Raw genomic sequence first — 19,556 nt, forward strand, 5'->3', positions numbered from 1 at the left:
TGGGATTTTCGTGCCAGACGGCGGCTTTTCCGGGAAAGTCGATGCGGATGACGTCCACCCAGCCGTCCTGGTTGACATCCAGGGCGAAGTTGAGGAAGGAGTTGCTGTAGCCTTCGTTGTAGATAAATTTCTGGGGTTTGGCCAGTTGGTGGGGCGTCCAATTGGGGGCTTCGAACCAGAAAGCGCCCGACACCACATCTTTTTTGCCGTCTTTATTCACATCCAGCACCGTTGCACCTTCGGCAATAAAATCCCGGGTCAGCACCTGCCGGGTAAACGGCACCGAGCGCCCACTTTTTCCCTTTTGAGCCTCTGCCGCAGAAACACCCAGCATCAGCCAGCTGCCAAGCAGCAAGGCGACCCGGTTTACAGAACCCCTTGGTCGTTTTTTTATTTTATCGGTCATTTTAATTCCTCCTTTTCCCAAAACCAACTATTTGACACTCAACAAATAGGTCACCAACGCATAAAAATCCTTTTCGGGAATGGTGTGCCGAAACTGGTCGGGCATCAGCGTGTATTTCGACGCCTTGTATTCCTTCATATCGCTTTTGGCCACCGAAAACTCCTTGCCATCCAGGTTGGCAAACACAATCACTTCCCCCTCCGCCCGGCGGTATAAGCCGGTCTGCGTCTGCCCGTTTTTAAGCACGATGTTGTAGGTGCGGAAGGCCTCCGAAATGCTGCGGTTCGGGTCCAGAATTTTCTCGGTTAGGGCTTTCTGACCCCAGTTGCCAATCCCATCAAGCTGCGGCCCAACCAGCCCGCCACTGCCTTTGATCTGATGGCACATACTACAATTGTTCATAAAGACGCTGCGTCCTACCTCGGTGGAGGCATTCGCGGCATTCAAACCGGCCGTACGGGCCAAAATCAGCTTTTCCCGTTCTTCGCGCTCACTAGCTCCGCTCGCCAAGAGATTTGTCAATTGCTTTTGCTGTTCGGCGCTGGCTTTGGCGGCCAGGCGCTCCCGAACCGAGGTTTCCGCCAAAACGTCGGGGCCCACCTGTTCATCGGTTAGGGCCATGATCAGGTGACTGATCCCCGCCGGGGAATTCGCCAGCTCGTTGGCAATAGCCACCTGCAAGGGCCGGGCGCTACCCGAGAGGCCGTTCGCCAGTTGCGCATACACTTTCTCGGATGCTACCTGACCCAGTGAAGCCACCAGCTTTTGCCGCAGCGCCACGGGTTCCAGCCGATCGGTAAATACCTCCGCCAGCAACGCCGTATTCCGCTCCGGAGCCATGCCCATAAGGGACGCAGCTGCGGTCGTGCGCACGCGGTAATCCATCCACCTAGCCCGGAGCAGTTGTTGCAGCGCCGGTTCCAGGGCAGTTATGTTGTATTTGCCCGCCAGTTCAGCTGCCAGAATGCGCTGCTCGGCGATTTCGCCGGGGCTTCTTTCCGGGATGGCCAAGACCGCCGGTTCCAATTGTCCGATGCCGATGGTGCTGGTTTTAGAGCTGTCGATCACTTCCAGGTACCCACGCTGCCCCCGGAACGCCCCCAGATCCAGCGTGGGTTGCTGAATCAGATCACCGTCCTGCGCCGGATTCTGCTGCTGCGCCCGGTATTCGGCAATGATTTTGCCACCATCTGCCAACCGGACCCGAACAGCATTTTTCGATAGGCCGACTTTTGTTTCGCGGTTAAACAGATCGTTATCGTACACGTTGAGCCGCAGCGATTGCGGCAATTCAAACGTCGTCGAGTAAAGTTGCGAAGTGGTGGCCCACTGCCCCAGTAGCATGCGGACCGCCGACACTTTTTGCGTTGCCAAATCACGCGAAACCGTCCAAACGCTGGTTTCGCCGGGTTTATCCAGCGAGCGAATTTTCCAGGCATCACTCGTTTCCGAAATGCCAGAAAGGTAGTGTTTAGCCAGGTCAATACCCCACTCTTTCATAATCGGGCTGAGGGCGGTTCCACTTTGCGCCATACCGCCGAGCATGGTCTGGTACAGGCTTAGTTGGCTATCGTAGGCACGGGCAAACTTCTTCCGCACCATTTCGATGGCTTCATTTTGCCGGGATGCGGGTAAATAGCGACTGATGTAGGCCATCAGATCGTTCAACTGGTCCGCGGGCAGGCGGTCGCGCTGCAACTGATCCAGCACGTAGGCGGCCGCCTGGGGTGTCGGCACATCGGTCAGGGCTTTGGACAGTACGGCCAATTGGGGAGCAGTCCAGTGTTGGCCCGGCACCTGCGCCATGATGGCAGGCTCGCGCAGCAAATCCCGCACAGCCACCAAAACCGTATGCCGTAAATGTGAGTCTTCCACCCCTGTTTTATCGTACAAATCCGTCAGAGCAGCCAGGTCCGCCTTGTTCGGAAAGCGGCCCAAAACCGTGGCGGCAACGCGCCGGATATCCGGTTGCGCACTCGTCAATGCCTGCGTTACCAGCTGGTGTTGTTTTTCGGAGAAAACAGGGCGTTCAATTAGCACCCGCAAGGCATGCAGCTGAATCAGCGGCTCGGCGTGCGTCAGGGCAACGCCCAACTGCTCGTCGGAAAGCGCGTTCAGTCGGTTCAGAATCCACAGACCCTGCACGTACGTTTTGGGGGCAACGTTGGGCGCTGCCATCAGCTGCCGAACGGGTTCAACGGCTTTTTGCTGCCCTACCTCCACCAGCCGGTCGGCAATCTTCAGCCGAACATTCAGCTGCGGATGATTCAGGCCCGCTACCAGCTCCGGCAAGCTGGCTTTTGACCAGTCGGTTACGGGCAGATTCTGATGCGGTTTCTTGCCCACATACCTAATTTTCCAGATGCGGCCACTGACCCGATCCCGGCCCGGATGCTTTAAATCCACTTCGTAATGCCCAATGATGCGGTTGTAAAAATCGGCCACGTACAGCGCCCCATCCGGACCCACTTTAATATCCACCGGCCGGAACCACGGATCATCGCTGATCAGAAAGTCGGCTTCCCGCTTGGAAATGGGCGTTGAACCCGTGTGTGTGATGGTGTTGCGGTTGATCTGACAGGTCACTACATCCCCCGAAAAAAAGCTGTGCCGGTATTCTTCCGGAAACTGCAACCCCGTGTAATACACCAGCCCCGCAATGGCCGTCGACCCCAGTTCGTAGCTCATCATTTCTGGCGCAAAACCGATGCCCGGTGCTTTCTTACCAAAGTGCGGGTATTCGGCGCCAAAAATCAGTTGATAAATGGGCTTGGAGTGGCAATCTACCGAATACAAGTAGCCGCGTTCGTCGTAGGCGTTGCCAAACGGATTGACCCGGCCAAAGGTGGTTTGCTCCACCCGGCTGCCGTCAGGCCGGAACCGGAAGGTGTTGCCCGAATGCATGGTGATGGAATCGCCGTCATTTCCGGCGACCGTCGAGAGGTTAGTAAAACCGTGGCAGGCATACACCCAGCCATCAAACCCCCGCACCAGGTTGTTGACCATGCCGTGCGTGTCGCGGTAGCCAAACGGCCCCAGCACCACCTTCTCCTGATCGGCTTTCCCGTCGTCATCCGTATCCCGGTAGCGGGTCAGGTTCGGAATGCTGTAGGCAATGGCCCCGTCCGTCATCGGCAGGATGCCAATGGGAATATTGAGCTTACTGTCGAAAGGGGTAAAGCGGTCGGCCTTGCCGTCGCCATCCGTATCTTCCAGGATGGTAATGCGGTCTTTCCCGTTGCCCGGATCGGCAGGTAGCGGGTATTCCGACGACTGGGTGACCCACAAACGGCCCCGGTCATCGAACTCCATGTTCATGGGTTTGGTGATGTCGGGTTCGGCGGCAAACAGTGTAATTTCGAAGCCCTCGGGCAGGTGAAAACCCAATCGTTCTTCTTCGGGCGTGCGGAAGGCGGTCGTTCGGACGTTATCCCCAAATTTGGCCCGGTCATTCGGGGTGCTGGTGCTCTTGCCGGGCAGTTGGCACCCCTGGGCGTAAAGCAATACCAATCCGGTGCAACAGATCAGCAGTCTGTTGTTGTGGAATCGATTCATGGATCTGGGTTTAGTTACCTTGTAAACAAATGGATTTGATCGTTGCGGTTTGTGCCTGCCCGGCGTCTCCACCGGAAGTCAGCGTCATCTTCAGCCCGCTCAACGCCCCCTTGTACTGCTTGGACTGGTGGAGTGGGATGGTATACGTATGCAATTTTCCGTCGGGAATCACCGCGAACTCCTGGCTGTTTTTTGCATCAAAGCCGCCGTTGAGAGGGCGCCAATACACCCGGGCGTTGGCAGCGCTGCCGGGGGGGTACATGGCCTCCACCACCAGCCGGGGTGCTTGTTCGGCCAGCCAGAAGGTGTACGGACTCCGCATGGCGGCCTCTTTGGCGGTTTTGACCACCAGCCCCCTGCGAATGGGCCATCCAGCATCAGTCGTGTTTTCATAGACCCAATGCTGCCGGTCCTGCCGGAAGTTATAGCAGGGCAAACCACCCACCGAACGGTTTTTGTAGACATGCGACCGGATTTGATCTACTGTCCCCAGAATCAGGGAATAGGTGTAGTCATACGTAATATTGTGGTCCAGCACTTCTACGTTCACCGGAGAAATGTAGCCGGTGGAAATATCTTTGCTGCCCCCCTGAAAGGAATGGTCGCCAAAAAATCCGCCCGAGAAGCCCTGCACGGCCTCGTTCCAGATGGCCAGCCCGTAATTGTCCTCGTTGACACTCGCAGCCCAGTTTTCGGTGGCCTGCCAGTCGGCCCAGCGGATTTCAGGTGCACTCGGTGAATTGTGGTTGCGAATAACGCTGAGTGTGTCGTTGGTAAACGGTTTTTCGCCCCGGTACGTCACCAGCCGATGGTAGGGCGCGTTGGTATAAACCGCCGGAAGCTCCTGGCCCCGGGCCGCGTACTGGGTGGTATCCTTGCGGTTGTTAACAATCCGGCTTCGCACCTCTACGGCATTGCCCTTCAGTTGAATCCAGGACTCAAACGTACACTCGCCGGGAACGCCGTCCAGCGGCCAGTGCATGGGAATGCACTTCACATACAGGCTGTTTTTGGTCTTTTTGTGCGCGATCACTTTCGAGCGATTACCGGCCACGTCTCCGGACTGGATGGGATTCCAGCCAATGAACGTCCAGTTTTTATGCGGTTTTTTATCGGGCGTTTCATAGGGAACGGGGCCGCTGTAAAACGACATCTGCACCTGCCGCCCCCAGTCGAAATTATTGATTAGATTTTCCTGCTTTCGGGCATCGGCCAGGTAGGTAATGGCCCCGCCCAGGTTCAGGTCGATGCCGAGTTTCACCTGTTCATTCTGAATGTAGCTCATGCTTTTCAGGCTATCGGCGGTACTCCGCTGTCCCCGCACTTCATGCGTACGCAGTAACCCTAGCAGCAACCCGCACAGCAACCCGCCAAACCGTATCGTACTCTTCATTTTTGTTCAATGGCAGCTTTCCTGCCGTTTTAAGCGATTAATAATTGTGCGCCAGCAAGGCCGCATCATTGGGTACATCGGTGGCGGTGTCCAGAACGTTCCTGGCCAATTGGAGTTTATTTCCAGTCAGCAGAATATCCCGGCTTTGCGCACCTTCCACCCGCAGAAACGTTCCGGTTTCGTTCAACACCCGGGAGGTATGAATAAACACGTGCCGCGTATTCTGCAATCGGATGACCGATTCGGCCCGCGCGCTGCCCGCGACCTTAAACCCCGCCAACTCCAGGTCATCGACATCGTCACAAACCAGGGCGGGGCGCTGATCGTCATCGGCCAGCCGGAACTGCACGTTGTTCATCACAACCCCGGATACGTGGTGCATGTAAAGACCGTAGGCCGGTAACTCTCCAAAAATGTACATCTCCGGGTAATCCCGTTCCAGATCCGGTACGCTGCGCCGGGCACCCTGGGCCGCCGTGCCGCCCCCCGCAAACGTCAGATCAACGTTGCTGAAGGTGATCTGCCGGGGGCGGGTTTTGGTCGTTCCCGTAATGGACATGGCAATGTTGTCTCTGGGCATCGTTCCTCGGATGTTTTCAAACAGGATATTCTGAAGCTTGCCCTGTTCCCAGTGGCTGTCGTCGAACTTAGCCCAGATCTGGATGGACGGGTCCAGCTTCCAGCCCGCTAGCCGGATGGAAATGGGGCCGCGCACATTTTCCATGACGATGTTCGAAAATGTAATGTTCTGGATAGCCGCCCCCATTGTTTCCTGAATTTTGATGCCGTTCAGGTGCGTGTTGCGGATGACACAATTAGAAACCGTAATGTTTTCGATGGCATCCACAGCGTCGGGGCCCAGGCGAATGGCGGCACAACGCGAACTGATCAGGCAGTTGGTAATGACCACATCCCGGCACGGAAATCCCTTTTCGCTGCCCTTAAAGGCAATGCTGTCGTCTTCGGTGTCGATGTTGCAGTTGGCAATAAACACTTCGCGGCATCCGTCGATATCAATCCCGTCCCGGTTAGGACTCAGCAGGTTTTTGATCCGCAACCCTTCCACCCGAACCCGAACGCACTGCAATAGCCAGCAACCCCACATGCCGGAATTGGTCAGTAATACATCGCTGATCCGGACGTCCTGACACCCCCGTAACTGAATCAATTGCGGACGTTCGGCATAGGACCGATCGGACCGAAATTGCTTGCCCTGCCCGTCGATGGTGCCAGAACCCGTCAAGGCAATGTGCTGGCAACCATCCGCGTAGAGTAGGGAGCGCACGCTATCGCTAAAGCCAAATTTATCATCCTTGTTGTACCGGCTCAGATCGGGCGAGCCCAGCAGCGTTGCGGTGGAGGTCAGCCGCAATTCGACGTGACTTTTAAACGCAATGCCGGTACTTAAAAAGCGACCTTTATCGAGCAGCACGACACCACCGCCGTTTTTCGCGCAGGTGTCAATGGCTTTTTGAATAGCCGGGGCATCGTTGGTTTTACCGTTTCCTGTGGCACCAAATGTCCGGACGTTATACACCGATCTTTCTGTCGCATCGGCGTGCCTGGGCTTCCCCTGCTTTCCGGTAGCGGCTTCGGCCGGACCGCTGCTCCACAGCGCACCGAGGGAGGCTATACCCATTTTTTCAATCCAATTTCTGCGTTTCATCATCCAGTTGATTCCGGTTAAAAACCTCATTCGTTATCGGACGGCGGCCTTACTCTTTTGGTAGTTCCTTATAAATCGGGTGATCCCGGTTGCCGCCCGCAACGAGATACGCCATCAAATCCTTCAGCCGCTCCTCGTTCAGGCTATTGACCAATCCCGGCGGCATGAACGAAACCTTCGACAGGCGCGTACCAACAACATCCTGCTTAGCCACCGCCCGCAACGTCTGGGGCGCAAATGGGTTCTGGGACAAGTAGTAATGGCGGTCATCTTCCCGGCTAAATCGACCCACCACCGAGTTGCCATTTCGGAGAAAAAAAACCGTCGCGGCATACTGGTCCGAAATGACTTTGTTGGGATCAAGGATGGATTCCAGTATGTCGCGGGGTGAAAACCGGGTTCCGAGCTGGGTCAGGTCCGGCCCAATGGCCCCGCCTTCGCCACGCATCCCGTGGCAGGAGTTGCAGGCACTGGCCGCAAACATCAGCTTCCCCTGCTCAAAACTACGGACTGTTTTGTCGTTCTGAACGGCGGCCAAAGCCTCCTCCAGCTTCCAGTTGCGACCGGGTCCGCCGTCACTCATGATCTTGACCCAGTCGATCGCAGAATCAACGGACGGTTGATTCTGCGACAGCCGGTCGTAGTGAGCTACCTGCTCCCGGGGAACGGTTTTCAGGGCTCTATCCCGGCATTTATCCAGATAGCCAATGTACTGACGGCCACCCCGGTAGCTGTAGGCTTTATGGTACCATTTGAAATAATTTTCTCGCAAAGCAGGCGTCCAGCCTTTGCTCACTCCGCTCAGCACCAAGGCGTAATGAATTTGCTGCGCGGGAGGAATATTGGTCAGGACACTGGCCAGATCCATGCCGTACTGTGGATTCCGGAAGATCAGGTCCGAGGACTGCGCTACGGTCGCTTGTCCCAACGTATCGTCTTTGGCCGTCGCCAGCAGGGCCAGCGTTTTCCCAACCACCTGGGTTGCTTCCAAAAAGCTCAGTTGTTTGCTGAGTTCACGGTTCAGGGCGTTGGTGCGAGCGGGATAGCGAGGATTTAGATACGCCACCAGCCGGGCAGTCTGCCCGGGGTCGGGGCGGCCCATTCGCACCAGTGTCAGCTCGATCGCCCGCAGGTGATCAAGCTGCTGGGCTGAGGACAGTCGGTCAAAATTGACCTTCATCAGGGCATCGAGCAGCCGGTTTTTCACGGTTTTTTCACCCTGCCGCGCCAGGGCTATCAGCCCCTGCGTCCGGCTCACCGGGTCGGTTTCCGTCAGGGCACGTTCCTGCCACTGGCTCACGGGCTGGTGCTCAACGGCGACCCGGGCGGCATAGCGGATAAACCGATCCTGATCTTTCAAAAACGGCCAGGCGGTTTCAACGGCCAGCGGATTTTGAGTTCCGTGAAATTGTTCCAGTTGCCGCCGGAGTTGCGTGGACCGGTTCACTTCCGATCCTTCAGAAACCGCAGCCGTTGCTTCATCCCCGACGTAGTAGACCCGGTACAAGTCCGATTCCAGCCGACGCCCGCCCGTCAAAAAGTACAGGGCCCCATCCGGTCCAATAACGCCATCGGTCAACGGCAAGGGCGCGCCCGAAATAAACTCCTCGGCCCGGGCTTGATACGACGCCCCCGCCGGTTGTAGATGAACGGCGTAAATAAGGCCAAAACTCCAGTCGAAGGCCAGCAGGGTATGGCGGTATTTTTCGGGAAAACGTGCGGTATGGGCCGAAATCAGGTTGGTGGGCGATCCCGGACCAATGTTCAAGACCGGAGGTAGGTTATCCGGCCAGTCGGGCGACCATTTAGCGTTGCCGTCGCGCCAGCCAAACTCGCTCCCGCTGGTGACGTGGCAGATGCGGGTGGGCCGGTACCACGGCATACCAATGTCCCATTCCATGTCGGAATCATAGGTAAACAGCTCCCCCGCTTCGTTAAAAGCCAGGTCAAAGGGGTTGCGCAGGCCCCGACTGATCAACTCCCAATGCTTTCCTGCCGAATCGACCCGGGCAATCCAGCCCCCACCGGCGTTGGCCCGGCCGTCGGGATTGGAGCGGTCCGGCAGCAGGTTGTCGCGTTGAGAACCCATCGCAAACCGGGTCGCATTCGTCCGGGGCGTTTGAGTAAAATTGCCGGCAATAAGGTACAGCGACTTTTGGTCGGGCGCCAGCACCACGCTATGCGGGCCGTGTTCTTCAAAGCCCGTGAACGATTGGAGGCAAGTAACCCGGTCGAACTGATCGTCGTGATCGGTGTCCTGAAACCGGTAAAAACCACTACCCTGCCTGAAAACACTGTCGGTTTCCGTGTTGATAACCGCATACAGGCTGTTGAAGGCCCAGACCAATCCCTGCGCACGGCCCAGGGGTGCACCGGTTTTTAGCGTCAGTTTTTCAACCCGTACCGGTTTCTGGGTCCCGCCGATGGGCGGAAGCTCCAGCCGATACAGCGCACCATATTGATCCGAAGCAATCAATCGTCCCTTCCCATCGAAGGTCATCGAGACCCAGGAGCCGGTACCGTTTTCGGACGGACTGTAGAGGTGTTCAGCCCGGAAACCCGGCGGTAGCTTTAGCTTGTCCAGCTTGGGATTCACCGGGTTCTGGCTCCGAAACCGTTTGCCCGAATCGGTGTAAAAGGCCACTACTCCCAACCCCACCGCAAAACTTACCAGAATGTTACAACAACGAAGCACAACCCCTTTCATACGCAATCGATTCAGATGAACTCCTTGTTTATTTTGCCACCAGATTCACCTCAAAATCCGGAACGGGGCCCAAGACGGTTTCCAGCCGAAACCTGACTTGGTTACCCTCTGATCCGCCCGGCTTCAGCGTCACGGGAAGGGTCAGTGTTCCGCCTTTTTTCAGCACCAGCGGAAAGGTTGGCAGTTTCACCCGGAATTGTTCAATCTCCTTACCCAGCAGCTCGACCGCAATCAGCTCCACGGCTTCACCCTGGTTCGTAATTTCGAGTTGCTGGGTCTGGTCCGCGTTCACCACAAGCTCCCGGTGGTTACTGACCAAAGCGGGTTTCCCCTGCACAAAGGCGATGGGTCGGATTTCAATCTTGCGGTAGAAGTGCTCCGCCCCTTCGCTCTGAAACTGCAGTTTGCCACTCGTCACCTGCCGTTGTAAGTCCTGCCGGAAAATGTTGTACAGCCGGTTTACAACAAAACCGTTAACGATAAAAACCGCATCGGCCTGGCGGGCCACCATTTCGCTGGTGGTCCACTCGCCAGGTGGGCTTTCAAAGTCACCAGAGCGGTACACCCGCCCGCCGTAGCGTTTCAAGGGAGCTGATGGATCATACTGCTCAGCGGTTTCGTTGTTTTTCGTGGTTGTTTTGGTCGCCTGAAATTCGGGTTCACCGCCGTCTACGTTGAAGAAATCCCCGATTTCACCTTCCTGAATCTGCATTTCCAGGCTTCGCATCCAGCACTTAAAACCGTAGTCGAACGGACCCGAACAGTGAAAAAGCAGGCCACCGTCGCGCAGGGATTTGTCTTTGGGTGCCCATTTTTTCTGCCCCCATTTCGTTTCAAACCGCAGGTGATAATTGCTGTAGGATTCTTTGGACGTAATCGCGCCCCAGATTTGACCGGAGATGTGCAGCAGTCCATCATGAACGGTAAATACCTTCAGTGGATCGTTATTCAGACCAATGGGCGGCTCGTACGGAATTGCCGGATCATCCAGATAACCCGTTAGGTTCGTTGCCCGCAGGTAGGTATCCCAGCCCGTCAGGTCTTTCCCGTTGAAGAGTTGCTTCCAGGCAGCCGGTTTTTGCGCAGCGGCCCCAAAACCGTTTAACCCCAAAACCAGCCAGAAAAAGCAACGTCGAATTGTACTGTACATTGAAACAAGGGTTTAGGAATACTTAGTTTTTCTGTCGTAAAAAAGCCAGTAAGTCGGCCATTTGCTGCTGGTCCATCTGGCCCGCAAAACTCGGCATGGGCGACATGTTGAGCAGCGTTAGCGATTTGATCGTCTGCCGGTTCAGGGTTTTGGTAACCCCCGGTGCCGTTCGAACGGTGATGGCTGCCGAGGTCTCCGACGCCAACGTTCCCTGCAACGAACTGCCGTCGGTCAGTTCAATGGCCCAGAAATCGAAGCCGGGGGCAATCGAAAGGTTGGGTGCCAGCACATTGGCCATTATGTCCTTGGCCAGCCAGTTGTGCACCGTTCCCAGATCGGGCCCGTAGGCCACGCCCAGTTCTCCCCGCACTTGGTGGCAAAGCGAACAGCTCTGTTGGTAAACGGCTTTCCCTTTCACCGCATCGCCCTTCAGCTTGAGCGATTGCTGGTATTCTTCGTTAATTTTCTGCTCGTCGTTGCGCAACAGCAGGGCTCGGGCACGATCCCGAAGTTTTTCGTCCGAATGGCCCATCAGCCGCGTTTTCTGCGCCCAGCCCAAACTGGCCGCCTGGATTTTTCCGGACTCGAGGGCATTCAGCAAAAGCGCAGTTCGCTCGGAGTTTGCCATAAAAACCGCCAGCGCTTCATCCCGAATTTCGGGCGTCAAAGTCGGCCATTGCTGCAAAGCGTACTGGGTAGCGGTTTGACCGGGCACCCGACTCAATACCCGCAGAGCCGCCAGCTGTACCGACGGTTGTTCCCGGGGGGTAATCAGTTTTTTGAGAAATGATACCTGCGGAGTCGGATCGCCCAAGGCCAGAAAATCAAGCGCTTCCGTTCTTTTCTCATCCGACAGCGATCGGTTTCCGGCCCTGGTCACAGCTTTATCGAAGGCGATTCTGGCCTGCGCCGGGTCCGGCATCCCAACTACTTTCAGCAGTTGAAGAGAGGCCTTCCGCACCGCTCCTGCGGGATGATCGAAACAGGTTTGCACCAGTTGACGCGGTTCTTCCCGCAAACGGGAAAGGTCAATTTTCCGGCGGCTTAACCCTTCCGTCAACCCGGCCAGAATCGGTGCCTGCCAATCGGCAGTGTTGGAACGGGTGGCCTGCCGAATCAGTGCCTGAATTCGACCGGCATCGTTCCCCGCCCCCACCATCGTGGTCAGCCGTTGCACCAGCGAAGCGTAGGCCGGAACATCGGATTGGTAGTTCTTCAACACCACATCCAGCAGCGCCCCGGCTTGCGCAGAAGACGCCGACAAAGCCGCCACCTGCACCCAGGGGTCGTCCAGATCTCGAAATAAGAGCTGCTGACGGGACGCATCCGACTCGGGACTGTTGATAAAGCCCAGCGTGCACAGCAACTGATACCGCACTTTTGCATCCGGGTCGTTTTGCAACGCCGGTAGCTTTACCGCCAGTTCGGGCGCTTCGTTTCGGTGGAGTTCAGCCAGTTTGATGGCGTTCTGCCGAACCCCGGCCACTGAATCCCGGAGCGCCCGTTCAATCAACGTTGGTTTTAACTGCCCCATGCCTTCCAGCGTCCAGAGTGCGTGCAGTCGGCCCAGTGGTAACGTCGGGTGCTGTGCCAGGGCCTCCAGAGACGGAACGCTTTTTACATCATTTCGGTCCACCAGCAGGCGCTGGGCGTGCAGCCGCCACCATTGGTTGGCATGCGTCAATTTTTCCACCAGCTCTGCACGGCTGGCATCGCCCAGTTTGAGTCCGGTGGTCCAGTCGGCCCGCTTCGCCCCTTTCGGGCTAATGCGGTAAATTCGACCTTTGTCTTTGCCGTTGTACAGTCCGCCGGCCTGAATGGCTTCGTCTGACATCCACTCGGGGTGTTCAATGATCTGCCGGTAGTAATCCAGCACGTACAGCGCGCCGTCCGGTCCCACGTACATATTCACCGGGCGAAACCAGGAGTCGGTAGAGGCCAGAAATTCCTTGTTATTATGGTGGCGGCTGGCCACAAAACTGGCACCTTTGTCTTTCAACAAATCGACGTGCACCAGGTTACTGACGGATTCGGTCACAAACACGGCGTTGGTATTGAACGGTTCGGGGAAAGCGCCCCCGGTATAGGCCGTGATGCCGCTGGAGGAAGTGGTCAATCCGGCGGGCGTAAACAACTGTCGGTCCGGGTTGTCGGTAATCTGGAACACCTCCGTGGCATCGCCGTGGTCAGAAATAGACTGGGTAGCTTCGGCCAGCGGTAATTCCGGATTCCGTCCGACGTAGGCTGCGGCCATCACTTCCTGGTAAATATGGTTCTGGTTGAACGTCAGAAAATGATGCCCCCAGGGATCGAAAGTGTGGCCGAACTGGCTGCGGCTTGAGGTCATTTCCAACTGGTGGGCGTCGGGCCGAAACCGTACCGTCCGCCCTTCTGCATTTTTGGGTAAGCGCGGGGCACCGGTTTTCTCCGGGAAATGGATATTCGTGCCCTCATCGCCAAATTCCTTTTCGTATTTCCGGGTCGAAATGGCTCCATGATGAGCCAGGTAGATCCAGTTATCCAGCCCATAGACTGGATTGTTGACGTTGATATGCGGGTTAGACAGCGAAAAACCCGTCAGCACGCTCTGCCGGATATCGGCTTTTCCGTCGCCGTCGGAGTCCTCCAGGTACAATACATCGGGGGCATCGGTGACCAGAACCCCTTTTTTCCAACGCATAATGCCGTTCGGTAAGGTCAGGCCTTCCGCAAACACCGTGCTTTTGTCCATCTGGCCGTCGCCATCGGTGTCCGCCAGCAGTTTGATTTTCCCCGAGCCACTTTTATCGAGTGGATAGCCCGGCATTTCCACCACGTATAGCCGTCCGTACTCGTCAATCTCCATGTCGACCGGGCTGGCAATCAGCGGCTCGTGAGCCAGCAGCTCGACCTGAAAACCCGCTTCCACTTCCAGCGTAGCCAGCGCCTTATCCGGGGGCACAGCCCCGGCAGCCAGGTCCGTATCCGGTTTTTCGCCACACCCCGCCAGCAACACCAGCAACACACTCAGCACCTGCGCCCAACCCCATCGACGCCAACGTTGGCATTGTCTCTTTTCCATAATCAACCAATAACTCGCATAACAAACTGGTTAACAGCCACCAGCTCAATTCTCAACATTTCTTTATACTTACCGCCACAGGTCATTGATCAACTCCACCGTTCGATCCACAAGCACTTTCCCGCCTTCCGGCCCCACCAAATTGCTCTGGCTGATGGCACTGTAGCCGCCCCCTCGAACCGCTCGTTCCGTGGGCAGGTAGGTTCCTGGGCCTACTAGCTCCACCACCACGGTTTGCAGGGCTTTGCTGCGTGCCTGAATCTGAATCCCGTAGTCGGTAAACAGCTCAAACGGATTGGTGCAGAGGGCCACGTCGCCCAGCCGCAACACATGCACCTCCGTTTCCAACGTGGGATTCCGAACGGTTTTTTGTGTTTCGTAGCGGGTCATGGCGTCCCGGTGCCAGCTCATGGAAGCATACACCTTTTCCGTGGTCCGGACATCGGCTGCCATCTGAGCCACGGCTTTATCGTGTTCCGCTTTCGAAACCGCGTAGTCTGCGTCGTTGACGAGTTGCATGGGCAGCGACAGGGTGGCTACGGTATGGACCAGAGGTACGTTTGAAGTCCGTTCTTTCTCGACTACTTCGTACGTCTCTATAACGGTATTACTTATACGCTTACCAATTTCTTCTAAACTGTTGCCCTTTTTTAATCTGAGCATTCGTTCTTCCGCAGCCTGCCGATAAAGCAGATGCGATGTCACATCCCCCGAAGCACCGACCCACCCCAGTACGCACAATCCGGCCCCAAACCGTTTCTGCAACTGTATACGGACGGTATGCCAATAATCGGCGTTAACTGCCAGATGGCCTTCCACTTCCTGCGCCGGACAGGCTACGGCTACCCCAATCGCCATCAGCTTTCCGCTTGTGTTCCAGAAAAAAAGGGAATGAATGCCGTGGTCTTCGGTACCTTCCAGGTGTTGAAACTCGGGCACGTTCGTTCCGCCGTACAGCGCAGCTCCACCGTTGGCATACACCACCCGCCGGTTTGCCCCGACAACGGCTTGTCCCAACCCCCAGGACACACTCCCGGGAGACCGGTTTTTCCAGGCTTTCACCACGGCTTCGGTCAGGCGATTGACGACAAATGTCTGGCAGGCTTCCAATTGGGTAACCCCCTCTTTCGGAATGGGATACGTCAAAAGGTCATTGGCCAATACAGGCGACGTATGAGTGTGCGTTGCATTGACGATGATTTTACGCACATCCAGCTCGGGCAACTGTTTACGAACCGATTCCCGGAGACGGGTGAGTAAAACCGTTGGGATGGTTGCCAGATCGCAGGAAATCAGAATGGCGGTTTCCTGGGAGTGGTTTCCGTTCCGCAACTCAAGCGCAATAACGTTGGCCGTCAGGGGCGTTTCCACGGTCCGGGCTATCCGCAGATCGAACTGCCCCATCAGGGCAAAAGGCAACGGCGGGGTGATGTCCATCGTGGCCGTGCCAATGCGCAATTCGGTGGCGAAAGCACCCCGGCAGGCGATGAGCACCGTAAATACTCCAAAAAGCCAACTTATTTTCTTCATGCCCTCTTTCGTCTGCTCATTTACCAGCCTGTGGTTGCTCCAGCGGTCTTAAATAAGAATCCAGTTCGGCCTGGGAGGGCGTGGGGGTTGTAATCCCCCCTTTCGGGACTTTGCCGTTGGCCGCCCAGACGATGGCGTTCAGCACCAGCATCCGGTAATCGTCGTGTTTCCAGTTGTTGTGAATATGGCCGCCCGTGAAGCCAAAGCCCCGACCACCGCCGGGTCGTTCGTACGCCCAGGCCAGCGTCTGGGGTTCTTTGCGTTCCAGCACATCCCGGCGCACGTGTTCGTTGTTGGAGTGCTGACCGTCCCCGCGTTCCAGCGTAGACGCGGGTGGAAGCAGGCGCAAAATGGGCGTAACGTTTTTCATGCCATCCACAAACCGCATGTGGTAATACCACTCATCGAGCAACTCGAACGGTTTTACCCCGTTGGTAATCGGGTGTTTGGGCAGCGCTTCGATTCGTGCCGTCCAAACCGGATTGACGGAATACCATAGCTCAAAATAACCACCCACCCAATTGAGAAAGGCGTTACCTGCCCGGCCTTTAGGCACCTCAACGGCGTAATGTAGATTCACCAGACCGACCCCTTTTTTCATTAATTTGTCTGTTTCCTCCAGATGATCGTACAGGACGTGACGCTCAGCACCGTCGCAATAGGTGACAATGGCGTCGGCATCGTTCAGAATCGAAGCATCGGCAGGCCATCCGTTGGTTACTACAACGGCTTTGAAACCTTTGGCGTGTTCATTGAGCATTTTGGCGAGCAACCGGCTGCCTCCCGAGTGTTCATGGTCCCCCCGACCGTGGCTGTCGACGCCCGCAATGAATACAATTTTTTTCTCGGACAATTTCTGACGTTTCGGTGCCCTCCCCGGATCAGTAGGAGATTGAAAGGACGCGATCAGGAAAGCGACACACAGTCCTGTGATTATGATAAGGTGACGCATAAGTAGCTATCGTTTAATTGGTTGAACGAACTCCTTCTCGGAAGTCAGCTTTTGGTCAGCCCTGAAAGGTATTCGATCAGGTTGGCCAGGTCCTGTTTATTCATGGCCTCGTGCAGGGCGGGCATCAGCGACTCCGGCAGTTTAGTCAGGGATTTGACGTCTTTCGTTTTTATTTTCTGCGTTGCCCCTCCGGGGAATTTGAAGTCGATTTCGGCTTCGGTTTTCCCCGTGATCAGGCCCATGAGGGTCGATCCATTTTTGAGTTTTAACTCCCAGGTTTCGTAGCCAAAACTAATGCCGGCCGAGGGATTCATGATGGCCTCCAGCAAGCCTTCTTTGGGTAATTTAGAACCGATTTCTGTCAGTTTTGGGCCAAAATTTACGCCTTCATTTCTGACCTGGTGGCAAACCGCGCAGTTGGTCTGAAATACACCTTTTCCTTTCCTTCCATCTCCCTTAAGGGCCAAAACCGCGCGCGGATCAAACGCGCCGTCTTCGCTTTCCGTAGTGGCAGCGCCGGGCAGAAACGCTGATGCTTTCAGGTGCATGATGGTTCGCATACCGCCTTTCAGGCCTTCAACCAGCGTTGGAATCAATTCCGTCGGCACTTTTTTAGCTTGTAGTAATTCCAGCACCCGATCTTCCCCCCCAAAACTTTTCCCGAGCCGGTCGGCGGCTTTCAAGCGCAGCGGTTTGCTGTAAGCCTCCGATAACAAAACTGTCTGGATCATATCGATGGACTGCGTATAGCCAACACGCCCCAGCGCCGAAAGCAAATGATCGATTTTATCGGCATCCTGGCCAGCAATCATGCCGCGCAGTTCCTGCTCACCATCATAAGCCAGGTACAGCCGAACCGCTTCCACCGCAATGTCTTCGTTGGAGCGCTCCAGGATGAGCCGCATCAATTGCGGTTTTTCGCTTACTTGCTGGTATTGCCGCACCAGTTCGATGTACGTACCCGTGCCGTATACCGATTTCAACACTTCGCTCAGGGCCTTTTTCGCCACCGCCGACCGGGTTACATCGTCAACGTCCAGGTGGTGCAGAACCAGAATGGTCAACGCCTGATCGCGGGCGGTGTTGTCGGCCAGCATTTGCAACAGAAGCTTTGACTTCACCGGGCCCGTGTTGAAATCAAACGCCCGAAAATACCGCTGACGGCTTTTCCAATCCACCGACGCATCCGTGGCCAGCCTGGCCAGCAGGGGCAACGTTTTTTCGGAGCGGGCCCGCCAGATCAGATCCCGCCCCGCTGGCGTTTGCATGGGCTTGGGTTGCAATTGCTCATAGGCTTCGAAGAACCGATCCCACTGCCGGTCTGCCCCAATGCCGAGCGCTTCCAGGTACCAGCGATCGCGGGCGTCGTACTGATTGGCCAGCGCAGCCCAAAGTTTGGCGGCTTCCGGCGACGGATTATGCCGAAGGGCCAGGGCGCATTCCCGGCGCACCTGTGGGTCCGGATCATTGACCAGCCGACCCACCACGGCGATGGTGCGCATCTGGAGCTGCCGGGCTGCCCGCAAACCGCAGATTCGAATATCCGGATTTTTGTCCCGAATGGCCTGATCAATGTATTTGTCTCCACCCGGCCGTTTCGCAAGCACCCAAAACGCCCGGGCCCGCATCCGCGGATTCTCTGCTGATTTCCAGCGTTTTTCAAGACCGGCAACAGCTTGTTTTCCAAAGCGCTGCAAAGCTTCCCGGGCCTGGAACTGAACGGCTTTGTTCGGATTTTCCAAGGCGATCAGGGCCCCGGCAGGCGTGGAAAAATCAAGCGCGGGCATCCGGTAAGGCACGTTTGCAGGGGCAATGCGGTACAGACGGCCTTTCTGCTGGTCACCGGCACCATGCCCTCCCACACCCGGATCGTACCAGTCAGCGACGATCAGCGACCCGTCGGGTGCTGCGCACACATCGGCCGGGCGAAACCACTGGTCGTTTTCGCCTTTCAGGATATTGACGAGGGTGGCCCGGTAGCCTGCCCCCTGTTTTTCGACCGGGTATGAGCGGACCACATTGTGCCCCGGTTCGCAGTGAATCATCTGGTTGCGAAACGGTTCCGGCAATAAAGCTCCTTCGTACACGATCAGGCCCGTCGGCGAGCCTGACCCCGTTTGTAACAGGTTGGGAACTACGCCCGGATCGTTCTGGTGCCAGTGCCGCAACGGAATGGAATCTTCCCGGTTGGTGCGGTTGGCAGGCCAGCCCATGCCGGTCATTTCGTCGGTGTAGCCATAGTTGCCGTATTCCATGACGTAGTTGATGCGCACACCCCGGTTGCCGTCATCGTCGTTGTCGCTTTGCCACATCGTGCCGTAGCTATCCACGGCCACTTCGTAGTTATTTCGGAAATTATGCCCCAGGCACTCTACCTGCGAGCCATCCAGGTTACAGCGGAAAACCATCCCCTGCCGGTATTTCTTCGGACCAATTTCGTCGCCGTCCTGATCGCGCACCACGTTTCCGTTTTTGTCTTTTAGGGTTTTGCCTTCGTTTCCGAAATTAAAATAGAGTTTACCGTCCGGTCCAGTGGTAAAGGTGTGCATGCCGTGATCGTGCTGCTCCCCGCCAATTCCCTGAAAAAGAACTTCTTTGCGATCGGCCTTGTCATCGCCGTTGTCGTCGTAAAACGCCCAGACGTAGGGACTTTGGGCAATCAACACCCGATTGCCGAGGACGCAAACGCCCATCGGCGCGTTGATTTCCGGCCCCTGGTAAAACACCTTGCTGATTTCCGTCCGCCCGTCGCCATCCCGGTCTTCCAGAATCAGAATCCGGTCTCCTGCGGGATTGGCCGGATTTCCATTGATAGCGGAGCGGTAGTTGTGGGCTTCGGTTACCCAGATGCGTCCGCGCGCATCGATGTCAATGTTCGTAGGATTTTTAAGCGTTGGTTCGGTTGCCATCAACTGTACGGTGAGACCCGATGCCACGGAGAGCCCTTTCAGGGCATTTTGGGGCAAGCGTTTCTGGTCTTCCGTCAGCAGCGTATCGAACCGGGTTTGGGAAACGGGCTGCGGGACATGGGTTGAATTCCCGGCTGTCAAAAACACGACAGCCGAGAAAACAAACACAACCAGTTTGGTTTGGGTAAATGAACGGGTACTGAAAGGGTTCATTTGGGTTTTCGAGG

Annotated in this window: 9 protein-coding genes and 1 pseudogene; all 10 read right to left on the reverse strand. The window is 56.3% G+C overall.

Annotation, left to right across the window (positions count from 1 at the left end; all coding sequences use genetic code 11):
* Positions 1-406 (reverse strand): annotated as a pseudogene (locus tag ACYVH9_RS26850) (VCBS repeat-containing protein); the annotation flags it as partial.
* A gap of 27 nt (positions 407-433) precedes the next feature.
* Positions 434-3,961, reverse strand: coding sequence for a PVC-type heme-binding CxxCH protein (locus ACYVH9_RS26855; protein ID WP_460639521.1), 3,528 nt, complete (start codon positions 3,959-3,961; stop codon positions 434-436).
* A gap of 10 nt (positions 3,962-3,971) precedes the next feature.
* The gene (locus ACYVH9_RS26860; protein ID WP_460639522.1) at positions 3,972-5,354 is read right to left on the reverse strand and encodes a hypothetical protein; all 1,383 of its coding nucleotides are present in this window, start codon (positions 5,352-5,354) and stop codon (positions 3,972-3,974) included.
* Positions 5,355-5,391: 37 nt separating this feature from the next.
* A complete protein-coding gene (locus ACYVH9_RS26865) occupies positions 5,392-7,020 on the reverse strand; it encodes a glycoside hydrolase family 28 protein (protein WP_460639523.1) in 1,629 nt (542 codons plus the stop codon).
* Between the two features lie 49 nt (positions 7,021-7,069).
* Positions 7,070-9,727, reverse strand: a complete 2,658-nt coding sequence (locus tag ACYVH9_RS26870; protein WP_460639524.1) for a c-type cytochrome — start codon at positions 9,725-9,727, stop codon at positions 7,070-7,072.
* Positions 9,728-9,755: 28 nt separating this feature from the next.
* A complete protein-coding gene (locus ACYVH9_RS26875; protein ID WP_460639525.1) occupies positions 9,756-10,877 on the reverse strand; it encodes a 3-keto-disaccharide hydrolase in 1,122 nt (373 codons plus the stop codon).
* A 22-nt stretch (positions 10,878-10,899) separates the two neighbouring features.
* The gene (locus tag ACYVH9_RS26880; RefSeq protein ID WP_460639526.1) at positions 10,900-13,938 is read right to left on the reverse strand and encodes a PVC-type heme-binding CxxCH protein; all 3,039 of its coding nucleotides are present in this window, start codon (positions 13,936-13,938) and stop codon (positions 10,900-10,902) included.
* 69 nt (positions 13,939-14,007) lie between these two features.
* Positions 14,008-15,468, reverse strand: coding sequence for a hypothetical protein (locus tag ACYVH9_RS26885; RefSeq protein WP_460639527.1), 1,461 nt, complete (start codon positions 15,466-15,468; stop codon positions 14,008-14,010).
* Between the two features lie 16 nt (positions 15,469-15,484).
* The gene (locus tag ACYVH9_RS26890; protein WP_460639528.1) at positions 15,485-16,420 is read right to left on the reverse strand and encodes a ThuA domain-containing protein; all 936 of its coding nucleotides are present in this window, start codon (positions 16,418-16,420) and stop codon (positions 15,485-15,487) included.
* Positions 16,421-16,464: 44 nt separating this feature from the next.
* Entirely contained in the window at positions 16,465-19,542 is a 3,078-nt protein-coding gene (locus ACYVH9_RS26895) for a PVC-type heme-binding CxxCH protein (RefSeq protein WP_460639529.1), read from the reverse strand.
* Positions 19,543-19,556: the final 14 nt, after the last annotated feature.

This window comes from Larkinella harenae, from assembly GCF_054780515.1.

Bases quoted from the DNA above. Each gene is read 5' to 3' on its own strand.
- ACYVH9_RS26855 (WP_460639521.1), bottom strand. From the start codon at position 3,961: ATGAATCGATTCCACAACAACAGACTGCTGATCTGTTGCACCGGATTG.
- ACYVH9_RS26880 (WP_460639526.1), bottom strand. From the start codon at position 13,938: ATGGAAAAGAGACAATGCCAACGTTGGCGTCGATGGGGTTGGGCGCAG.
- ACYVH9_RS26860 (WP_460639522.1), bottom strand. From the start codon at position 5,354: ATGAAGAGTACGATACGGTTTGGCGGGTTGCTGTGCGGGTTGCTGCTA.
- ACYVH9_RS26890 (WP_460639528.1), bottom strand. From the start codon at position 16,420: ATGCGTCACCTTATCATAATCACAGGACTGTGTGTCGCTTTCCTGATC.
- ACYVH9_RS26865 (WP_460639523.1), bottom strand. From the start codon at position 7,020: ATGAAACGCAGAAATTGGATTGAAAAAATGGGTATAGCCTCCCTCGGT.
- ACYVH9_RS26895 (WP_460639529.1), bottom strand. From the start codon at position 19,542: ATGAACCCTTTCAGTACCCGTTCATTTACCCAAACCAAACTGGTTGTG.
- ACYVH9_RS26875 (WP_460639525.1), bottom strand. From the start codon at position 10,877: ATGTACAGTACAATTCGACGTTGCTTTTTCTGGCTGGTTTTGGGGTTA.
- ACYVH9_RS26870 (WP_460639524.1), bottom strand. From the start codon at position 9,727: ATGAAAGGGGTTGTGCTTCGTTGTTGTAACATTCTGGTAAGTTTTGCG.
- ACYVH9_RS26885 (WP_460639527.1), bottom strand. From the start codon at position 15,468: ATGAAGAAAATAAGTTGGCTTTTTGGAGTATTTACGGTGCTCATCGCC.